Origin of the sequence: Microbacterium mcarthurae, from assembly GCF_046064585.1 — a bacterium.
Lineage (GTDB): Bacteria > Actinomycetota > Actinomycetes > Actinomycetales > Microbacteriaceae > Microbacterium > Microbacterium mcarthurae.
This window is the reverse complement of sequence record NZ_JAROCE010000001.1, coordinates 1,166,280-1,181,719: the sequence shown is the minus strand read 5'-3', so window position 1 is coordinate 1,181,719 and position 15,440 is coordinate 1,166,280. Positions and strand designations below refer to the sequence as shown.

14 protein-coding genes are annotated in these 15,440 nt (G+C 70.6%); 8 read left to right on the top strand and 6 right to left on the bottom strand.

Features of this window, described 5'->3' with window-relative positions; genetic code table 11:
- Window positions 1-121: 121 nt before the first annotated feature.
- Together P5G46_RS05730 and P5G46_RS05725 are read left to right on the top strand one after the other, a co-directional pair.
- Window positions 122-1,210 carry a pyridoxal-phosphate dependent enzyme gene (locus tag P5G46_RS05730; RefSeq protein ID WP_239276283.1) on the top strand — a complete coding sequence of 363 codons (1,089 nt, stop codon included), beginning with the start codon at window positions 122-124 and terminating at the stop codon, window positions 1,208-1,210.
- Window positions 1,207-2,367: a cystathionine gamma-synthase gene (locus P5G46_RS05725; RefSeq protein WP_408905168.1), complete on the top strand. Its 1,161-nt coding sequence runs from the start codon at window positions 1,207-1,209 to the stop codon at window positions 2,365-2,367. Before P5G46_RS05730 ends, P5G46_RS05725 begins: the two co-directional genes overlap by 4 nt.
- 96 nt (window positions 2,368-2,463) lie before the next feature.
- Here the strand turns inward: P5G46_RS05725 and P5G46_RS05720 are convergent, their stop codons facing one another.
- On the bottom strand, window positions 2,464-3,099 hold the full coding sequence (locus P5G46_RS05720; RefSeq protein WP_408905167.1) for an NADPH-dependent F420 reductase: 636 nt from the start codon (window positions 3,097-3,099) through the stop codon (window positions 2,464-2,466).
- Window positions 3,100-3,448: 349 nt separating this feature from the next.
- Here P5G46_RS05720 and P5G46_RS05715 point away from each other — a divergent pair, with 349 nt between their 5' ends.
- The 4 genes from P5G46_RS05715 to P5G46_RS05700 are packed head-to-tail and all read left to right on the top strand — an operon-like array spanning window position 3,449 to window position 6,266.
- A complete protein-coding gene (locus tag P5G46_RS05715) occupies window positions 3,449-4,246 on the top strand; it encodes a sulfite exporter TauE/SafE family protein (protein WP_408905166.1) in 798 nt (265 codons plus the stop codon).
- A 33-nt stretch (window positions 4,247-4,279) separates the two neighbouring features.
- Window positions 4,280-4,729: an FAS1-like dehydratase domain-containing protein gene (locus P5G46_RS05710; protein ID WP_408905165.1), complete on the top strand. Its 450-nt coding sequence runs from the start codon at window positions 4,280-4,282 to the stop codon at window positions 4,727-4,729.
- A complete protein-coding gene (locus P5G46_RS05705; protein WP_408905164.1) occupies window positions 4,726-5,130 on the top strand; it encodes a MaoC/PaaZ C-terminal domain-containing protein in 405 nt (134 codons plus the stop codon). Before P5G46_RS05710 ends, P5G46_RS05705 begins: the two co-directional genes overlap by 4 nt.
- A complete protein-coding gene (locus tag P5G46_RS05700) occupies window positions 5,130-6,266 on the top strand; it encodes a UDP-N-acetylmuramate dehydrogenase (RefSeq protein ID WP_408905163.1) in 1,137 nt (378 codons plus the stop codon). The genes P5G46_RS05705 and P5G46_RS05700 overlap by 1 nt, the downstream gene beginning before the upstream one ends.
- A gap of 68 nt (window positions 6,267-6,334) precedes the next feature.
- Here the strand turns inward: P5G46_RS05700 and P5G46_RS05695 are convergent, their stop codons facing one another.
- From P5G46_RS05695 to aceA, 5 genes are all read right to left on the bottom strand, one after another.
- Window positions 6,335-7,219 carry an endonuclease domain-containing protein gene (locus P5G46_RS05695; protein WP_408905162.1) on the bottom strand — a complete coding sequence of 295 codons (885 nt, stop codon included), beginning with the start codon at window positions 7,217-7,219 and terminating at the stop codon, window positions 6,335-6,337.
- A 138-nt stretch (window positions 7,220-7,357) separates the two neighbouring features.
- A complete protein-coding gene (locus P5G46_RS05690) occupies window positions 7,358-8,557 on the bottom strand; it encodes a pyridoxal phosphate-dependent aminotransferase (RefSeq protein WP_375095970.1) in 1,200 nt (399 codons plus the stop codon).
- Between the two features lie 63 nt (window positions 8,558-8,620).
- A complete protein-coding gene (locus P5G46_RS05685) occupies window positions 8,621-8,944 on the bottom strand; it encodes a hypothetical protein (RefSeq protein ID WP_375095969.1) in 324 nt (107 codons plus the stop codon).
- Between the two features lie 73 nt (window positions 8,945-9,017).
- Entirely contained in the window at window positions 9,018-10,676 is a 1,659-nt protein-coding gene (gene aceB, locus P5G46_RS05680; RefSeq protein WP_375095968.1) for a malate synthase A, read from the bottom strand.
- Window positions 10,677-10,771: 95 nt separating this feature from the next.
- Window positions 10,772-12,088, bottom strand: coding sequence for an isocitrate lyase (gene aceA, locus P5G46_RS05675; RefSeq protein ID WP_375095967.1), 1,317 nt, complete (start codon window positions 12,086-12,088; stop codon window positions 10,772-10,774).
- Window positions 12,089-12,213: 125 nt separating this feature from the next.
- Here aceA and P5G46_RS05670 point away from each other — a divergent pair, with 125 nt between their 5' ends.
- Both P5G46_RS05670 and P5G46_RS05665 read left to right on the top strand, forming a co-directional pair.
- Window positions 12,214-13,689 (top strand): helix-turn-helix domain-containing protein, encoded by a 1,476-nt coding sequence (locus tag P5G46_RS05670; RefSeq protein ID WP_408905161.1) that lies wholly within the window; start codon window positions 12,214-12,216, stop codon window positions 13,687-13,689.
- Window positions 13,690-13,816: 127 nt separating this feature from the next.
- On the top strand, window positions 13,817-15,415 hold the full coding sequence (locus tag P5G46_RS05665; RefSeq protein ID WP_408905160.1) for a glucoamylase family protein: 1,599 nt from the start codon (window positions 13,817-13,819) through the stop codon (window positions 15,413-15,415).
- The last annotated feature ends 25 nt before the right edge of the window (window positions 15,416-15,440 follow it).

Below are 15,440 nucleotides of genomic sequence, written 5' to 3'. Positions count from 1 at the left end.
AGTGCCGCACGGCATCCTCAATTCGCGTGACGAAGCGTGACCATCGAGGACCGGATCACCGGTATTCCTCGCCGCGCGCGCCCTCCCTCGGGTATGCTGACCGCGTGCTGACCTGTCGCTGTTGTCGCTGAACGCCCCCGCGTTCTTCTTCGACGACCCCGTCAGCCGCGCCCTCCGGCGCATCGACCCTCAGGATTCCACCGTGCGTTACGCCCAGAGCGTCGCCGACCTCGTCGGCAACACCCCCCTCGTCCGCCTGAACCGTGTGACCGATGGCATCGCCGCGACGGTCCTCGCCAAGATCGAGTACTTCAACCCCGGCGGTTCCGCGAAGGACCGCATCGCCGCGAACATCGTGGATGCCGCCGAGCGGGACGGACTGCTCCGCCCCGGTGGCACCATCGTCGAGCCCACGAGCGGCAACACCGGAGTCGGTCTCGCTCTCATCGCGCAGCAGCGCGGCTACCGGTGCGTCTTCGTGGTGCCCGACAAGGTCGCCGAAGACAAGCGCGCGGTCTTGCGCGCCTACGGCGCCGAGGTCGTGGTGACCCCCACGAACGTCGAACCCGACGACCCGAACTCGTACTACAGCGTGTCCGACCGGCTCGTGCGCGAGATCCCCGGCGCCTTCAAGCCCAACCAGTACGCCAACCCGAACGGCCCGCGCAGCCACTACGAGACCACCGGCCCGGAGATCTGGCGCGACACCGACGGTGCCCTGACCCACTTCGTCACCGGCGTCGGCACCGGCGGCACCATCAGCGGCACCGGACGCTACCTCCGCGAGGTCGCCGGTTCGGCCGTGCGCATCATCGGCGTCGACCCGGTCGGCTCGATCTACTCGGGCGACGACATCCACGGGTACGACGTCGAGGGCGTGGGAGAGGACTTCTGGCCGCCCGCGTTCGACCCCACCGTGGTCGACGCGTACGAACGGGTCTCGGATGCCGAGTCGTTCGCGATGACGCGGCGCCTGGCCCGCGAGGAGGGGCTGCTCGTCGGCGGCTCCAGCGGCATGGCGGTCGTCGGCGCCCTGCGCGTGGCGCGTGACCTTCCCGCCGACGCTGTCGTGGTCGTCCTCCTCCCCGACCACGGCCGCGGTTATCTCAGCAAGATCTTCGACGACCAGTGGATGGCCGACCGCGGCTACGAGGTCGAGCCCGTGGCATCCGTCCTTCCCGTTTCGAACCCCCAGGAGCACTCCGCATGAGCACCCACGACGCCGCCCGCGGCTTCGACAGCCTCGCCGTCCACGCGGGGCAGGCTTTCGACCCCACGACCGGTGCGGTGATCCCGCCCGTGCACCTGTCGACCACGTACGCGCAGGACGGCATCGGCGGGCTCCGCGGCGGCTACGAGTACGGCCGCAGCGGCAACCCCACGCGCACCGCCCTCGAGACCCAGATCGCCGCGCTGGAGGGCGGCGTCCGTGCCCTCTCGTTCGCGTCGGGCCTGGCCGCCGAGGACGCGCTCCTGCGCGCCGCGCTCGTCCCGGGCGATGAGGTGCTGCTCGGCAACGACGTCTACGGCGGCACGTACCGTCTGCTCGCGCGCGTGCTGAGCCCGTGGGGCGTGAAGCTGCGCGTGGTCGACATGAGCGACCTGGATGCCGTGGCATCCGCGATCCAGGAACGCGCGCCGCGCATGGTCTGGGTCGAAACGCCCAGCAACCCCATGCTGCGGATCACCGACATCGCCGGCCTCGCACGCCTCGGTCACGACGCGGGCGCGATCGTCGTCGTGGACAACACCTTCGCGTCGCCTGCGCTGCAGCGTCCGCTGACCCTCGGCGCCGACGTGGTCGTGCACTCGGCCACGAAGTACCTCGGGGGCCACTCCGACGTCGTCGGTGGCGCGCTCGCCTTCGCCGACGCGGAGCTGGCCGAGAAGACCCAGTTCCTGCAGTTCGCCGCCGGCGCGGTGTCGGGTCCCTTCGACGCCTACCTCACCACGCGCGGCATCAAGACCCTCGGCATTCGGATGCAGCGGCACAGCTTCAACGCGCAGGCCGTCGCCGAGCACCTCGTCACGCACCCGCGCGTCGCGAAGGTCTACTACCCGGGCCTGCCCGCGCACCCCGGTCACGCACTCGCCGCGGCGCAGATGAGCGGGTTCGGCGGCATCGTGTCGCTCGAGCTCGCCGACGGCGCGACCGCGCGACGCTTCGCCGAGTCGACGCGTCTGTTCACGCTGGCGGAGTCCCTGGGCGGTGTGGAGTCGCTCGTGAACTACCCGGATGCCATGACCCACGCCTCGGTGCGCGGCACCGAGCTGGCCGTCCCCGACACGATCGTGCGCCTCTCGGTGGGGATCGAGTCGGCCGACGACCTCGTCGCCGACGTCGACCAGGCCCTCGCCGCGCTCTGACGCCCGGCGTCCCATTCGCGTGAGGCGCCAACTTTTGTCGCCCGCGACGGCGTCGGGGCGACAAAAGTTGGCACCTCACGCGGGGGAGCGGCCGGGTCAGCGCTCGGCGCGAGCGAGGTTCTGCTCGAGCTCCTCACGGGTCTGGCGGATGCCGTAGCCCGGGGTGTCGCGTTCGATGCGCCAGCTGTCGGCGAGGGGGCCGATGGCGACGGTGTCGAAGCCGAACTCGTCGTAGATCCGGGTGGCGACCTCGATGCCCTCGGGGGAGTCGCTCGCCGTGGCCAGGGCCCGGCGCCCGGGCGTGCCGGCGGGAGAACCGGTAGTGAGGATCTCGGCGGCGACGATGTGGTTAAACGCCTTCACCACCGTGCTCCCGGGCAGGTGCTCCTGCAGCATCTGCGCGGTGGTGGTGCGCTTGTCGTCGAGTGCGGCGATCCGCCCGTCGCGCTCCCAGTAGTAGTTGTTCGTGTCCAGCACCGTCTTCCCGCGCAGCGGTGCGACGGGAATCTCGCGGTACGCCTTCAGTGGGACGGTCACCACGACGAGTTCCCCGGCCTCGGCGGCGTCGTGGGCCGTGGCGGCGCGCGCCTTGTCGCCCAGCTCTGCGACGAAGTCGGCGAGCGTCTCCGGTCCCCGGGAGTTGGCGATCACCACGTCGTATCCGTTGTTCACGAAGCCCTGCGCGAGGGCCTGCCCGATGTGTCCTGCTCCGATGATTCCTACGGTGGTCATACTCGTACCGAACCGTCGGGCCGCCGAGCGCATTCCCCCGCGAGATAGACGAACCGAGTTAGTTAGTTAGCAGCCTGAGATATCAGTGTCAAGAGGGAGATCCTTCCGGTTCCACGGGGTAACTTCTTTCCTGTCGCACCCTCGCGATCGTGGTCGCAGACCGGTGTTCGGGTCACCGTTCCGCTTGACCTGTGAGGGCGACGGCCCCCGGTGGACGCGGCTTCGGACCACCGGGGGCCGCTTTCTTTCCCGCCCCGGGTCGCGTCCGGAGAGCCGTCGCGAAGGTGGAAGACTGGTGCGTCGGCGGGCGTCGGCCCGTCGCGACCCCATCGCGCGAGGATTCCGCACAGTGATCGAACAGACCCGCCCTCCCCGCTCCGCCCGCTACTACACCGTCTGCATCGGGGTCGGCCTGCTCGCGGGTCTCCTCTCCGGCCTCTTCGGCGTGGGGGGTGGCACGGTGATCGTGCCCCTCCTCGTGCTGCTGCTCGCCTTCGACCAGCGTTTCGCCGCCGGCACCTCGCTCGCGGCCATCGTCCCCACCGCGTCCGTCGGTGTGATCACCTACGCGATCGACGGGCACGTCGCGTGGATCCCCGCGCTCATCCTCGCCGCGGGTGCGGTCGGTGGGGCGCAGATCGGCACGTGGCTTCTCCCGCGACTGTCGCAGACCGCGCTGCGCTGGGCCTTCGTCGCGTTCCTCGTCGCCGTGATCGTCAGCCTCTACTTCGTCATCCCCTCCCGCGACGCCGAGCTCGAGCTGACCCTCGTCACGGGACCGGGGCTCGCCCTGCTCGGCCTGATCACCGGCATCCTGGCGGGGTTGCTGGGCGTGGGCGGCGGCATCATCGTGGTGCCGGCGTTGCTGCTGTTCTTCGGCACGAGCGATCTCGTCGCGCGAGGCACGTCGCTTCTCATGATGATCCCCACCGCCATTTCGGGCACGGTCGGCAACCTGCGTCGGTCCAACGTCGACCTCGCCGCGGCGGCCTGCATCGGGATCGCCGCCTGCACGACCACCGCGCTCGGGGCTTTCCTGGCGAAGCTCATCGACCCGTTCGTCGGCAACGTGCTGTTCTCGCTGTTCCTCGTCTTCATCGCCAGCCAGATGGCCGTGAAGGCCGTGCGCGGACGACGCCAGCGCTGAGGATGCCGGGGCGGCGGTCGATAGACTGAACCGGTGCCCGTGAACCCCGAACTGGTCGGTCGTGTCTTCCCGCCGACCGCGCCGTACCTCGTCGGCCGTGAGAAGGTGCGCGAGTTCGCCCGCGCCGTCTTCGCCGACGCCGCCCCGCACTCCGACCCCGAGGCCGCGCGTGCACTCGGCTACGCCGACGTCGTCGCGCCGCCGACGTTCGCCATGGTCGTGCAGGACCTCACGCTGCAGCAGCTGCTCGGCGACCCCGACTCGGGCATCGAGCTGTCCCGTCTCGTCCACGCCGAGCAGCGCTTCCGCTACACGCGCCCGATCGTCGCGGGCGACGAACTCACCGCGACGCTGTCGGTCACGGGCATCCGTTCCCTCGGGGGCAACGCGATGATCACCAGCGAAGCCGAGATCGTGGATGCCTCCGGCGCCCACGTCGTGACGACGACCAGCGTCCTGCTGGCCGGGGAGGCCGGCGCATGAGCGCGTTCACCGTGGGAGAGATCGTCGCCGAACGCTCCGTGCACCTGACGCGCGAATTGCTCGTGCGCTACGCCGGCGCATCCGGCGACTTCAACCCCATCCACTACCGCGATGACGTCGCCGCCGCCGTGGGCCTGCCGGGTGTGCTCGCCCACGGGATGCTCACGATGGGCATCGCCGTCGGCACCCTCGCAGACGCGATCGGCGACACGGGGCGCATCCTCGAGTACGGCGTCCGCTTCACCCGGCCCGTCGTCGTCGACCCCGACTCCGGGGCCGACCTCCACGTCAGCGCCAAGGTCGGCGCCGTGGACGACGAGGCCGCCCGTATCGACCTCACCGTGACGCACGCGGGGACCACCGTCCTCGGCAAGGCGCAGGTGCGCGTGCGGCTGTCCTGATGCCCGAGGTCACCCCCGTACCCCTGTCCGGCTTGACGACGCTGCGGACGGGTGGACTCCCGGCGCGCGCCATCGAAGCGCGGACCTCGGACGAGCTCGTCACCGTCCTGCGCGACGTGTGGGCGACGGGTGAGCCGTGGCTCGTCGTGGGGGGCGGCTCGAACCTGTTCGTCGGCGACGAGCCCTTCGACGGCACGGTCGTGCTCGTGCGCACGTCGGGGATCGAGGAGCTTCCCGGGTCGCGCGCGGACACGGTGCGCCTGCGCGTCCAGGCGGGCCACGATTGGGACGCTCTCGTCGCCGAGACGGTCGACCGCGGTCTCGCGGGCATCGAGGCGATGTCGGGCATCCCGGGAACGGTCGGCGCCGCGCCCGTGCAGAACATCGGGGCGTACGGTCAGGAGGTCGTGCAGACCCTCGTCGAGGTGGAGCTGCTGGACGAGGCCACCGGCGAGCTGTCGACGGTCCCGGCATCCGATCTGGGGCTGGGCTTTCGCACCTCGGTGCTGAAGCAGCACTACGGGTCGGTCGCCGAACGGCCCGCCGTCATCGTCTCGGTGACCCTCGAACTCGCGCGGGTCGGCGACGGTGAGCGTCCCATCGAGGGCGCTCAGCTGCGCGGAGCCCTCGGACTGGATGCCGACACGGCGGTGTCGTTGCGCTGGATCCGCGAGCACGTGCTGGCCACGCGCGCCCGGAAGGGCATGGTGCTCGACGACGAGGATCCGGACACCTGGAGCGCGGGGTCGTTCTTCCAGAACGCCATCGTGTCCGAAGCGTTCGCGCGGACTCTGCCCGCCGAGTGTCCCCAGTGGCCGTTGTCGCCGGCGGTGGACCCGGTGACGGTGATCCCTCTGGCAGCGTTCGACGGCGTCGTGCCGCCGCCGACGGCAGAGCGCCGCGAGGTGAAGGTGAGCGCCGCGTGGCTCATCGAGCACGCGGGCCTGTCGCGCGGTTTCCGTTTCCCCCGCTCCCGTGCCGGTCTGTCGACCAAGCACACCCTCGCGCTGACGAACCGTGGCGAGGCGACCGCCGCCGAGATCGCCGAACTCGCGCGCTTCGTGCAGCAGCGCGTGCAGTCGGAGTTCGGTCTGCTCCTGCAGCCCGAGCCCGTCCTGGTGAACGTCGAGCTGTAGCCCCTCCAGGGCGCGAGTCGCCAGGATTTGTCGCCTCGGCGCTCGCACGGGCGACAAAAGCTGGCGACTCACGCGAGGAGGAGGCGGCGGAGACGGGCGAGCAACACCTCGGGGGCGTCGAAGTCGCGGGCCGTCACCACCGTCACCCGGTAGCCGAGGGACTCCAGCTCGGCACGGCGGGACTGGTCGCGGCTCCACTGATCCGGATCGCGGTGGTAGTCGCCGTCGTACTCGACGATGAGGCGGGCCTCCGGATAGAGCAGGTCGACGCGAGCGACGAAGCGGTGCCCGTCGAAAATCTCGACATTAGTCTCGGGCGTTGGAAGTCCCGCCTGGATCAGCAGGACGCGAAGCTCAGACTCCCGCGGCGACTCGGCCCGGTCGTCGGCGAAGTCGACGGCGAGCCGCCGCCGGCGAGATCCTCGCCCACCCAGGAAGCGCAGATGCGTACGCTCGAGCTGCCCTCGCGTGGCGAGGGGCCGACGACGCGAGATCAGATGGTCCGAGATGGCGGTCAGCTGCCCGACGCTGAGGCTCTCGGCGAGCTCGGCCCACGTCCGAAGGGCGGATGTGCACCGGATGCCATCCACCTCCACGATGTCGTCCGGACCCACCGTCAGCGCGCGTCCCCTCGTTCCCGGACGACGGATGCGATTGCGCCCGCGGGGCACGCCGACCACCGGATGACTCCACGCCCGCGTGGCGACGGGCAGAGGCAGGGGCATCCCGAGAAGGACGGCCGCCGTCGATCCGCAGAAGAACGTATGGTCAGGCGCGGCGCGCTGGAGTGCGGCCAGCCGCTGCCGCTGCGTCGCTGACGCTTCGACGCGCACCCCCGTGTGCGGGCTCGTCCAGCGCGCGGACCGCAGGCTGCTGGGCGAGAGACCGGATGCCGAGCCCTCGGCGACGGTGAAGGCGGGAGCGGGGGCGACGAGGTGGGGCGATATCGGCATCCGCCGATCCTCGTGCCTCGTCGCCCCTCCCATTCGGGTCTCTCCCCAGGTGGAGGAGGGTCACCCCGTGTGAGTCGCCAAGATTTGTCGCCCGGGCTGCGCTCCGGGCGACAAATCTTGGCGACTCGCGCCCTGGGACTAGGAGAAGAGGCGCTGGAGGCGGTGGATGCCCTCGAGGAGCTCCGCGTCGCCGAGGGCGTACGACAGGCGCAGGTAACCGCTCGGGCCGAAGGCCTCGCCGGGGACCACGGCGACCTCGGCCTTGTCAAGGATGAGGTCGGCGAGCTCGAGCGAGGTCGTGGGTGTCACGCCGTCCCACTCGCGGTTCAGGAGCCCCCGCACATCGGGGTAGACGTAGAAGGCGCCGAGGGGGTTGGGAACCTCGACCCCGTCGATCTTCGCCAGCTCCGAGACGATCAGGCGGCGGCGCCGGTCGAAGGCCTCGCGGAACTGCTCGGCCTCGTCCTGCGGGCCGTTGAGGGCCGCCGCCGCGGCGATCTGCGCGATGTTGTTGACGTTGCTCGACAGGTGCGACTGCAGGTTGCCGGCGAGCTTCATGGCATCCGCAGGTCCCACCATCCAGCCCACTCGCCACCCGGTCATCGCATACGTCTTGGCGACGCCGTTGACCAGCAGGGTCTGGCCGGCGAGCTCGGGCACCGCCTCGACGATCGAGACGGCGCGGGCACCCTCGTACGTGAGGTTCTGGTAGATCTCGTCGGTGATCACCCAGATGCCGTGTTCGAGCGCCCAGCGGCCGATCTCGGCCGTCTCTTCGGGCGTGTAGACCGAGCCCGTGGGGTTCGAGGGCGAGACGAACACCAGCACGGTGGTCTTGTCGGTGCGGGCGGACTCGAGCTGCGCGACGGTGACCTTGTAGTCCTGGTCGGCACCGGCGAACACCTCGACGGGCACGCCGTCGGCGAGCGCGATCGCCTCGGGGTAGGTCGTCCAGTACGGCGCGGGGAGCAGCACCTCGTCGCCGGGGTTCACCACGGTCTGGAACGCCTGGTACACGGCCTGCTTGCCGCCGTTGGTGACGATGACCTGCGACGCCGGGACCTCCAGGCCGGAGTCGCGCCGCGTCTTGGCCACGATCGCCTCGCGCAGCACCGGAACGCCGGCGGCGGGGGTGTACCGGAAGTTCGCGGGGTCGCGCAGCGCCTCGGCCGCGGCATCCACGACGAACTGCGGGGTGGCGAAATCGGGCTCGCCGGCCGCATAGGAGATGACGGGACGGCCGGCGGCCTTGAGGGCCTTGGCCTTGGCGTCGACCTTCAGGGTCGCGGATTCGGCGATGGCGGAGAGCTTGCGGGAGAGCGGTGCACGGTCGGTCACGGCACAGAGCCTACTCGGCACGCCCGGGATGCCGCGGGCCCCGCGTCGGCGCGGACGCCGGTGTCACACGGTCGAGCCGACGAGCACCCACAGCATCGGCAGGACGAGGAGAACGCCGAGCACCAGCCCGATGATCGACAGGACGGGGTTCCGGTGCTGCCGCACGCGCAGGACGACGCCGATCACCCCGATGACGACGGCGACGCCCCCGAGGAACGCCATGATCGGCAGCAGCACGATTCCGAGCCACCAGATGGCGTTCATCTCGGGGGAGAGGCCGATGAGGAAGATCATCAGCGCCGGCAGCAGGATGAGCGCCGCGAGGATGATCGCGACGATCCCGAGGGCGTCGGCCGCGCGCCGACCGGCGGGGGAGACGGATGCCATGCGCTCACGGTAGCGCGTGGCGGACACGAGCGAGGGGCCGGAGCGCTGAGCCCCGGCCCCTCGTGGCATCCGGTCAGTCCAGGTACTTCGCGTACGCCGGGAGCGTCAGGAAGGACGGGAACTCGTCGCGCAGCGCCACCTCGCGGAACACGTCGGCGGCGTCGTCGAAGCGGTCGCCCTCGAAGCGCGTGACCTCGGCGAGGACGTCGCCGAGCAGCCCCTCGACGTACTCGCGCGTGATGCGCGTGCCGTCGTCGGTCGAGCGGTCCTGGTGGATCCACTGCCAGATCTGCGAGCGCGAGATCTCCGCGGTCGCGGCGTCCTCCATGAGGTCGTCGATCGCGACGGCCCCGAGGCCCCGCAGCCACGCCTCGATGTAGCGGATCGCCACCGAGACGTTGCCGCGCACCCCGCCCGCGGTGATCGGCAGGCCGATCCGCAGGTCGAGCAGCTGCTCGGCTCGCACCTCGACGTCCTCGCGCAGCCGGTCGAGCTGGTTGTCGCGGTCGCCGAGCACCGCGTCGAACTCGGCGAGGGCCACCGGGATCAGGTCGGGGTGGGCCACCCACGTGCCGTCGAAGCCGTCGCCGGCCTCGCGCCGCTTGTCGGCGGCGACCTTCTCGAACGCGGCCTCGGTCACCTCGGGCTTCCGGCGGTTGGGGATGAATGCGCTCATGCCGCCGATCGCGTAGGCGCCGCGCTTGTGGCACGTGCGCACGAGCAGCTCGGTGTAGGCCCGCATGAACGGAACCGTCATCGTGACCTCGCTCCGGTCGGGCAGCACGAACCGTGCTCCGCGACCGCGGTAGGTCTTGATGATCGAGAAGATGTAGTCCCAGCGGCCGGCGTTCAGTCCCGCGCAGTGGTCGCGGAGGGCGAAGAGGATCTCCTCCATCTCGAACGCCGCGGGCAGCGTCTCGATCAGCACCGTCGCCCGGATCGTGCCGTGGGCGAGGCCGAGGCGCTCTTCGGTGAAGGAGAACACGTCATCCCACAGCCTCGCCTCGTCGGCGGACTCGATCTTCGGCAGGTAGAAGTACGGTCCCCGGCCCGCCGCGATCAACGCGTGCGCGTTATGGAAGACGTACAGGCCGTAGTCCACGAGGGACCCGGATGCCGCCAGCTCCCGGCCGGCGCGGTCGATCACCGTGATGTGCTTCTCGGGCAGGTGCCATCCGCGCGGGCGCATCACGATCGTGGGCGTGCGCTCGGCGGTGACCCGGTACTCCTTGCCCTCGGGGCTGGTGTAGCTCAGCCGTCCGCGGATCGCGTCGAACAGCGAGAGCTGGCCGCCGATGACGTTGCGCCACGTGGGGGAAGTGGCATCCTCCTGGTCGGCCAGCCAGACCCGCGCGCCGGAGTTCAGCGCGTTGATGGTCATCTTGGGGTCGGTCGGACCGGTGATCTCGACGCGGCGGTCCTCGAGTCCGGGGCCGGCACCGGCCACCTGCCACGACGGGTCCTCGCGGATGTGCGCCGTCTCGGAGCGGAAGTGGGGGTCGTGTCCGTTGCCGATCTCGAACCGTCCGCGCAGGCGGGCGGCGAGCCGGTCGTGGCGGCGGCGGCCGAAGCGGTCGTGCAGCTCGGTGAGGAACGCGAGGGCCGCAGGGGTGAGGATCTCGCCGTCGCGCCCCTCGAGAGGGCGCTCGATCCGCAGGTGCGGCGCGGTCGCGGATGCCGCGGGCGCGGGGTTCCGTCGATCGGTGGTGGGCGGGGGTTCGATGAGGGTCATGATCGTCGCTTTCGTGTGGGCCTCGGTGTCCACGACACGCGGGCGGAAGAGCCTGGCATCCGCGTGTCGTGGACACTCGATGGGCGGAGACGGGGTCAGTGGAACTGCGCGGCTTCGGTGGAGCCGGCGAGGGCGAGCGTGGCGCTGTCGGGGTTGAGCGCGGTCGAGACGACGTCGAAGTAGCCGGTGCCCGCCTCGCGCTGGTGCTTGGTGGCGGTGTAGCCGACGGCCTCGGCGGCGAACTCGGCCTCCTGCAGCTCGACGTACGCGCTCATGGCGCGTTCGGCGTAGCCGCGGGCGAGGTCGAACATGGAGTGGTTCACGGCGTGGAAGCCCGCGAGGGTGATGAACTGGAACGCGTACCCCAGGGCGGCGAGGTCCGCCTGGAACGTCGCGATCTGCGCGTCGTCGAGGTGACGCTTCCAGTTGAAGCTCGGCGAGCAGTTGTAGGCGAGGAGCTTGCCCGGGTAGCGGGCGTGGATCGCCTCGGCGAAGGCGCGGGCGAGCTCGATGTCGGGCTCGCCGGTCTCGACCCAGATGAGGTCGGCGTAGGGGGCGAACGCGAGTCCGCGCGAGATGACGGCATCCAGGCCCGGACGCACCCGGTAGAAGCCCTCGCTGGTGCGCTCGCCGGTGAGGAACTCCGCGTCGCGCGGGTCGACGTCGCTGGTGAGCAGGTCGGCGGCGAGGGCGTCGGTGCGGGCGATGATGACCGTCGGCACTCCCGCGACGTCGGCGGCCAGCCGCGCGGCGTTCAGGGTGCGGATGTGCTGCTGCGTCGGAACGAGGACCTTGCCGCCGAGGTGCCCGCACTTCTTCTCGCTGGCGAGCTGGTCCTCCCAGTGGATGCCGGCGGCCCCCGCCGCAATCAGCGACTGCGCCAGTTCGTAGGCGTTCAGCGGCCCGCCGAAGCCGGCCTCGGCGTCCGCCACGATCGGGGCGAGCCAGTCCCGCGTGACCTCGCCCTCGGCGCGTTCGATCTGGTCCTGCCGTAGCAGCGCGTTGTTGATGCGTCGTACGACGGCCGGCACCGAGTTGGCGGGGTACAGGCTCTGGTCGGGGTAGGTCTGCCCGGCGAGGTTGCCGTCGGCGGCGACCTGCCACCCCGAGAGGTAGATGGCCTTCAGGCCCGCGCGCACCTGCTGCACGGCCTGGCCGCCGGTGTAGGCGCCGAGCGCACGGACGTACTCCTCGGTGTGCAGGAGGTTCCAGAGGTTCTCGGCCCCGCGGCGGGCGAGGGTCGACTCCTCGCGGACGCTCCCGCGGAGGCGGACGACGTCCTCGGCGGAGTAGGTGCGCTCGATGCCGTCCCAGCGGGGGTCGTTTTCCCACGAGGCGCGGATCTCATCGGCGGTCTCGGTCTGGTCGCCGGGGCGCAGGGGCTGCGAGGCGGGGGTGGCCTGGATCGTCATGTCGTCCTCCTTCGGGTGCGGGGCGTCGGTGCCCGTGAGACCACTGTCGCGAAGAATGCGGGTCTCCTCGACAAAATCTCTTGTGAAGTTTGGCCGTTCTTCCGTTCTGGTGAGATCATCGCGTCATGGACACCGGTGTCTCCCTGACAGCGCCTTCCGCGGCATCCGACGATGAGGGCGTGGACACGCTCACGATCGGCAAACGCATCCGGCAGCTGCGCACGGCGCGCGGCTTGACGCTGGACGAGCTCGCCGCCGCGGTCGGCCGTGCGCCGAGTCAGATGTCGATGATCGAGAACGGTCGTCGCGAGGCGAAGCTCACGCTGCTGCAGGCGATCGCGCGAGCGCTCGGCACGGGCCTGGACGCCCTTCTGGATGCCGAGCCTCTCGACGAACGCGCGGCGCTCGAGGTCGCCGTGGAGCGTGCCATGCGGGGATCGACGTTCCAGGCTCTCGGGATCACCCCGTTCCGCGTCGGCAAGACCGTCCCCGACGAGGCGCTCGCGGCGATGCTCGCGCTGCAGGCCGAGATCGAGCGGCTGCGCGACGAACGCTCCGCCACGCCCGAGGAGGCGCGACGAGCCAACGTGGCGCTGCGCCGGCTCATGCGCACGCAGGACAACCACTTCCCGGAGCTCGAGCGCACGGCATCCGAGATCCTCGCCGCGGTCGATCATCCGGGCGGCCCTCTGACGCAGCGGGCCGCGAGCGACATCGCCGCCTACCTCGGCTTCTCGTTGCACTACGTGCCCGACCTGCCGCAGACGACCCGCAGCATCGCCGACGTGAAGAACGGACGCCTGTACCTGTCGACCCGCGTCGCGAAAGGCGACCCCCGGGCGTCGGTGCTGCAGGCGTTGTCCAGCCGCATGCTCGGGCACACCGAGCCGACGAGCTACGGCGAGTTCCTCCGGCAGCGCGTCGAGACGAATTACCTCACCGGTGCGCTGCTCATGCCCGAGGCGCACGTCGTCGCCGCGCTCAGGGATGCCAAGGCCCGCCGCGCCCTCAGCATCGAGGACCTCCGCGACGCCTACTCGGTGTCGTACGAGACCGCCGCGCACCGGTTCACCAATCTCGCGACGGTGCATCTCGGCATCCCGGTGCACTTCTTGAAGGTGCACGAGTCGGGGACGATCACGAAGGCGTACGAGAACGACGACGTGAACTTCCCGACGGATCGGCTGGGGTCGATCGAGGGGCAGATGTGCTGCCGCCGCTGGACGAGCCGCGTCGTCTTCGACGAGGACGACCGCTTCAACCCCTACTACCAGTACACCGACACCGGCAACGGCACGTACTGGTGCACCGCGCGCGTGGAGCAGTCCAGCGAGGGCGCGCACTCGGTGAGCGTCGGGGTGCGGTTCGACGACACGAAGTGGTTCCGGGGGCGCGACACCCCCAACCGCGGCGTTTCGCGGCACGCGGTCGAGGTGTGCTGCCGCCGTCCGCCCGCGGAGCTCGAGGCCGCGTGGCGCGACAACGCGTGGCCGAACGTCCGCACGCCGCGCACCCTGCTCGCGACCCTGCCGACGGGCGCGTTCCCCGGCGTCGACACGACCGAGGTGTACGAGTTCCTGGAGGCGCACGCGCCGCGATGAGGCGAGCCCTTCGCCAACGTATGAGCTGGCGGGGCGGGACGCGGGGTTGTGTAAAAACCACGCGGGTGTAAGGTTTTGTGCACCGAGCTCCGTCCCCCCGGAGCGCTTTCGATGAGGAGAGCCCGTCATGAAGCACACCCGCTTGGCATCCACCGCGATCGCAGGTCTCGTCGTGAGCGGTCTCGTCGCCGCCGCTCCCGCCGTCGCCGCACCGCCCGGACCGCCGCCGCACGCCGGCGCACCGGTCGGGGCCGGAAGCGGCCCCGGCGCCCGCGACCTGCTGCGATACGCCGAAGACACGTGGACGTCGATGGCCGCGATGGCCCACGCGAACACCGGACTCCCGGACGACAACATCGGGGGAGACCTGGATGCCGCCACGGCATCCGGCTACACGTCGCCGACCAACATCGGCGGTTACCTGTGGTCGACCGTGACCGCACGCGACCTCGGCATCATCGGCGTCGATGAGGCGCGCGAGCGGCTGACGGCCACGGTGACGACCCTCGAGGGCATGGAGCGCAACGAGGGCAGCGGCATGTACTACAACTGGTACTCGCCCGAGACCGGCGCCAAGCTCGAGATCTTCCCGACGTCCGGCGAGGTCATCCACCCCTTCCTCAGCACCGTCGACAACGGCTGGCTCGCCGCGGCGCTGCGGATCGTGCGCGAGGCCGAGCCGTCGCTCACCGAGCGGGCCGACGCGCTGTACGCGTCGATGGACTTCTCGGCGTTCTTCGACACCGCCGGGGCAGCGGGCCTGCCGGCCGGGACCAACCGCGGCGGCTTCTGGGAAGCCTCGCCCGGCGGGGGCTGCGCCGTGGAGGCGCCGATGTACAACGGCAGCGGCGAGACGGCCTTCTACACGTGCCACCACTACGACACCACCGTGAGCGAGAGCCGGATCGCCACCTACCTCGGCATCGCGCAGGGCGGCATCCCGGCGACGGCCCTGTACGGAACGCACCGGACGATGCCCGCCGGCTGCGACTGGGCATGGCAGGAGCAGCTGCCCACCGGGCAGACGCGCACGTACGACGGTGTCGACGTGTACGAGGGCGTCTACTCGTACGACGGCATGTCGTTCGTGCCCAGCTGGGGCGGCAGCATGTTCGAGTCGCTCATGCCCGACCTCCTGGTGCCGGAGACCGAGTGGGGCCCGCAGTCGTGGGCGGTCAACCACGCGATCACGGTCGAGGTGCAGAAGAGGCACGGCCTGCGCGAGGCGGGCTACGGGGTCTGGGGCTTCTCCCCGGCCAGCAACCCGTTCGGCGGATACGCCGAATACGGCGTCGACATCGCCGGCATCCGCTCCGACGGCTACACCTCGGATGCCGAGAAGACCGACGTCGACATCGACCGTGCGGGATGCGCGACCGGGACGAACCCCGACCCGGCCTTCGGGGACGGTGTCGTCACCCCGCACGCGGCCTTCCTCGCGCTGCCGTACGACCGGCCCGGCGTGCTGAAGAACCTCCGCGGCCTCGAGAAGAAGCTCGGCGCGTACGGTCCGGGAGGCTTCTACGACGCGGTCGCGGTGAAGAGCGGAACGATCGCCGAACGCTACCTGTCGCTCGACCAGTCGATGATCATGGCAGCCATCGGCAACGCCCTCACCGGCGACACGCTCAAGGACTACTTCGTCGATGACCGGATGGAGCAGACCCTCCGCCCGGCGATGGAGCAGCAGGTGTTCGGATCGTCGTGGGGTGAGCGCCGCCCCTGACGCTCGGTCGGCTCGATGCCCGGTA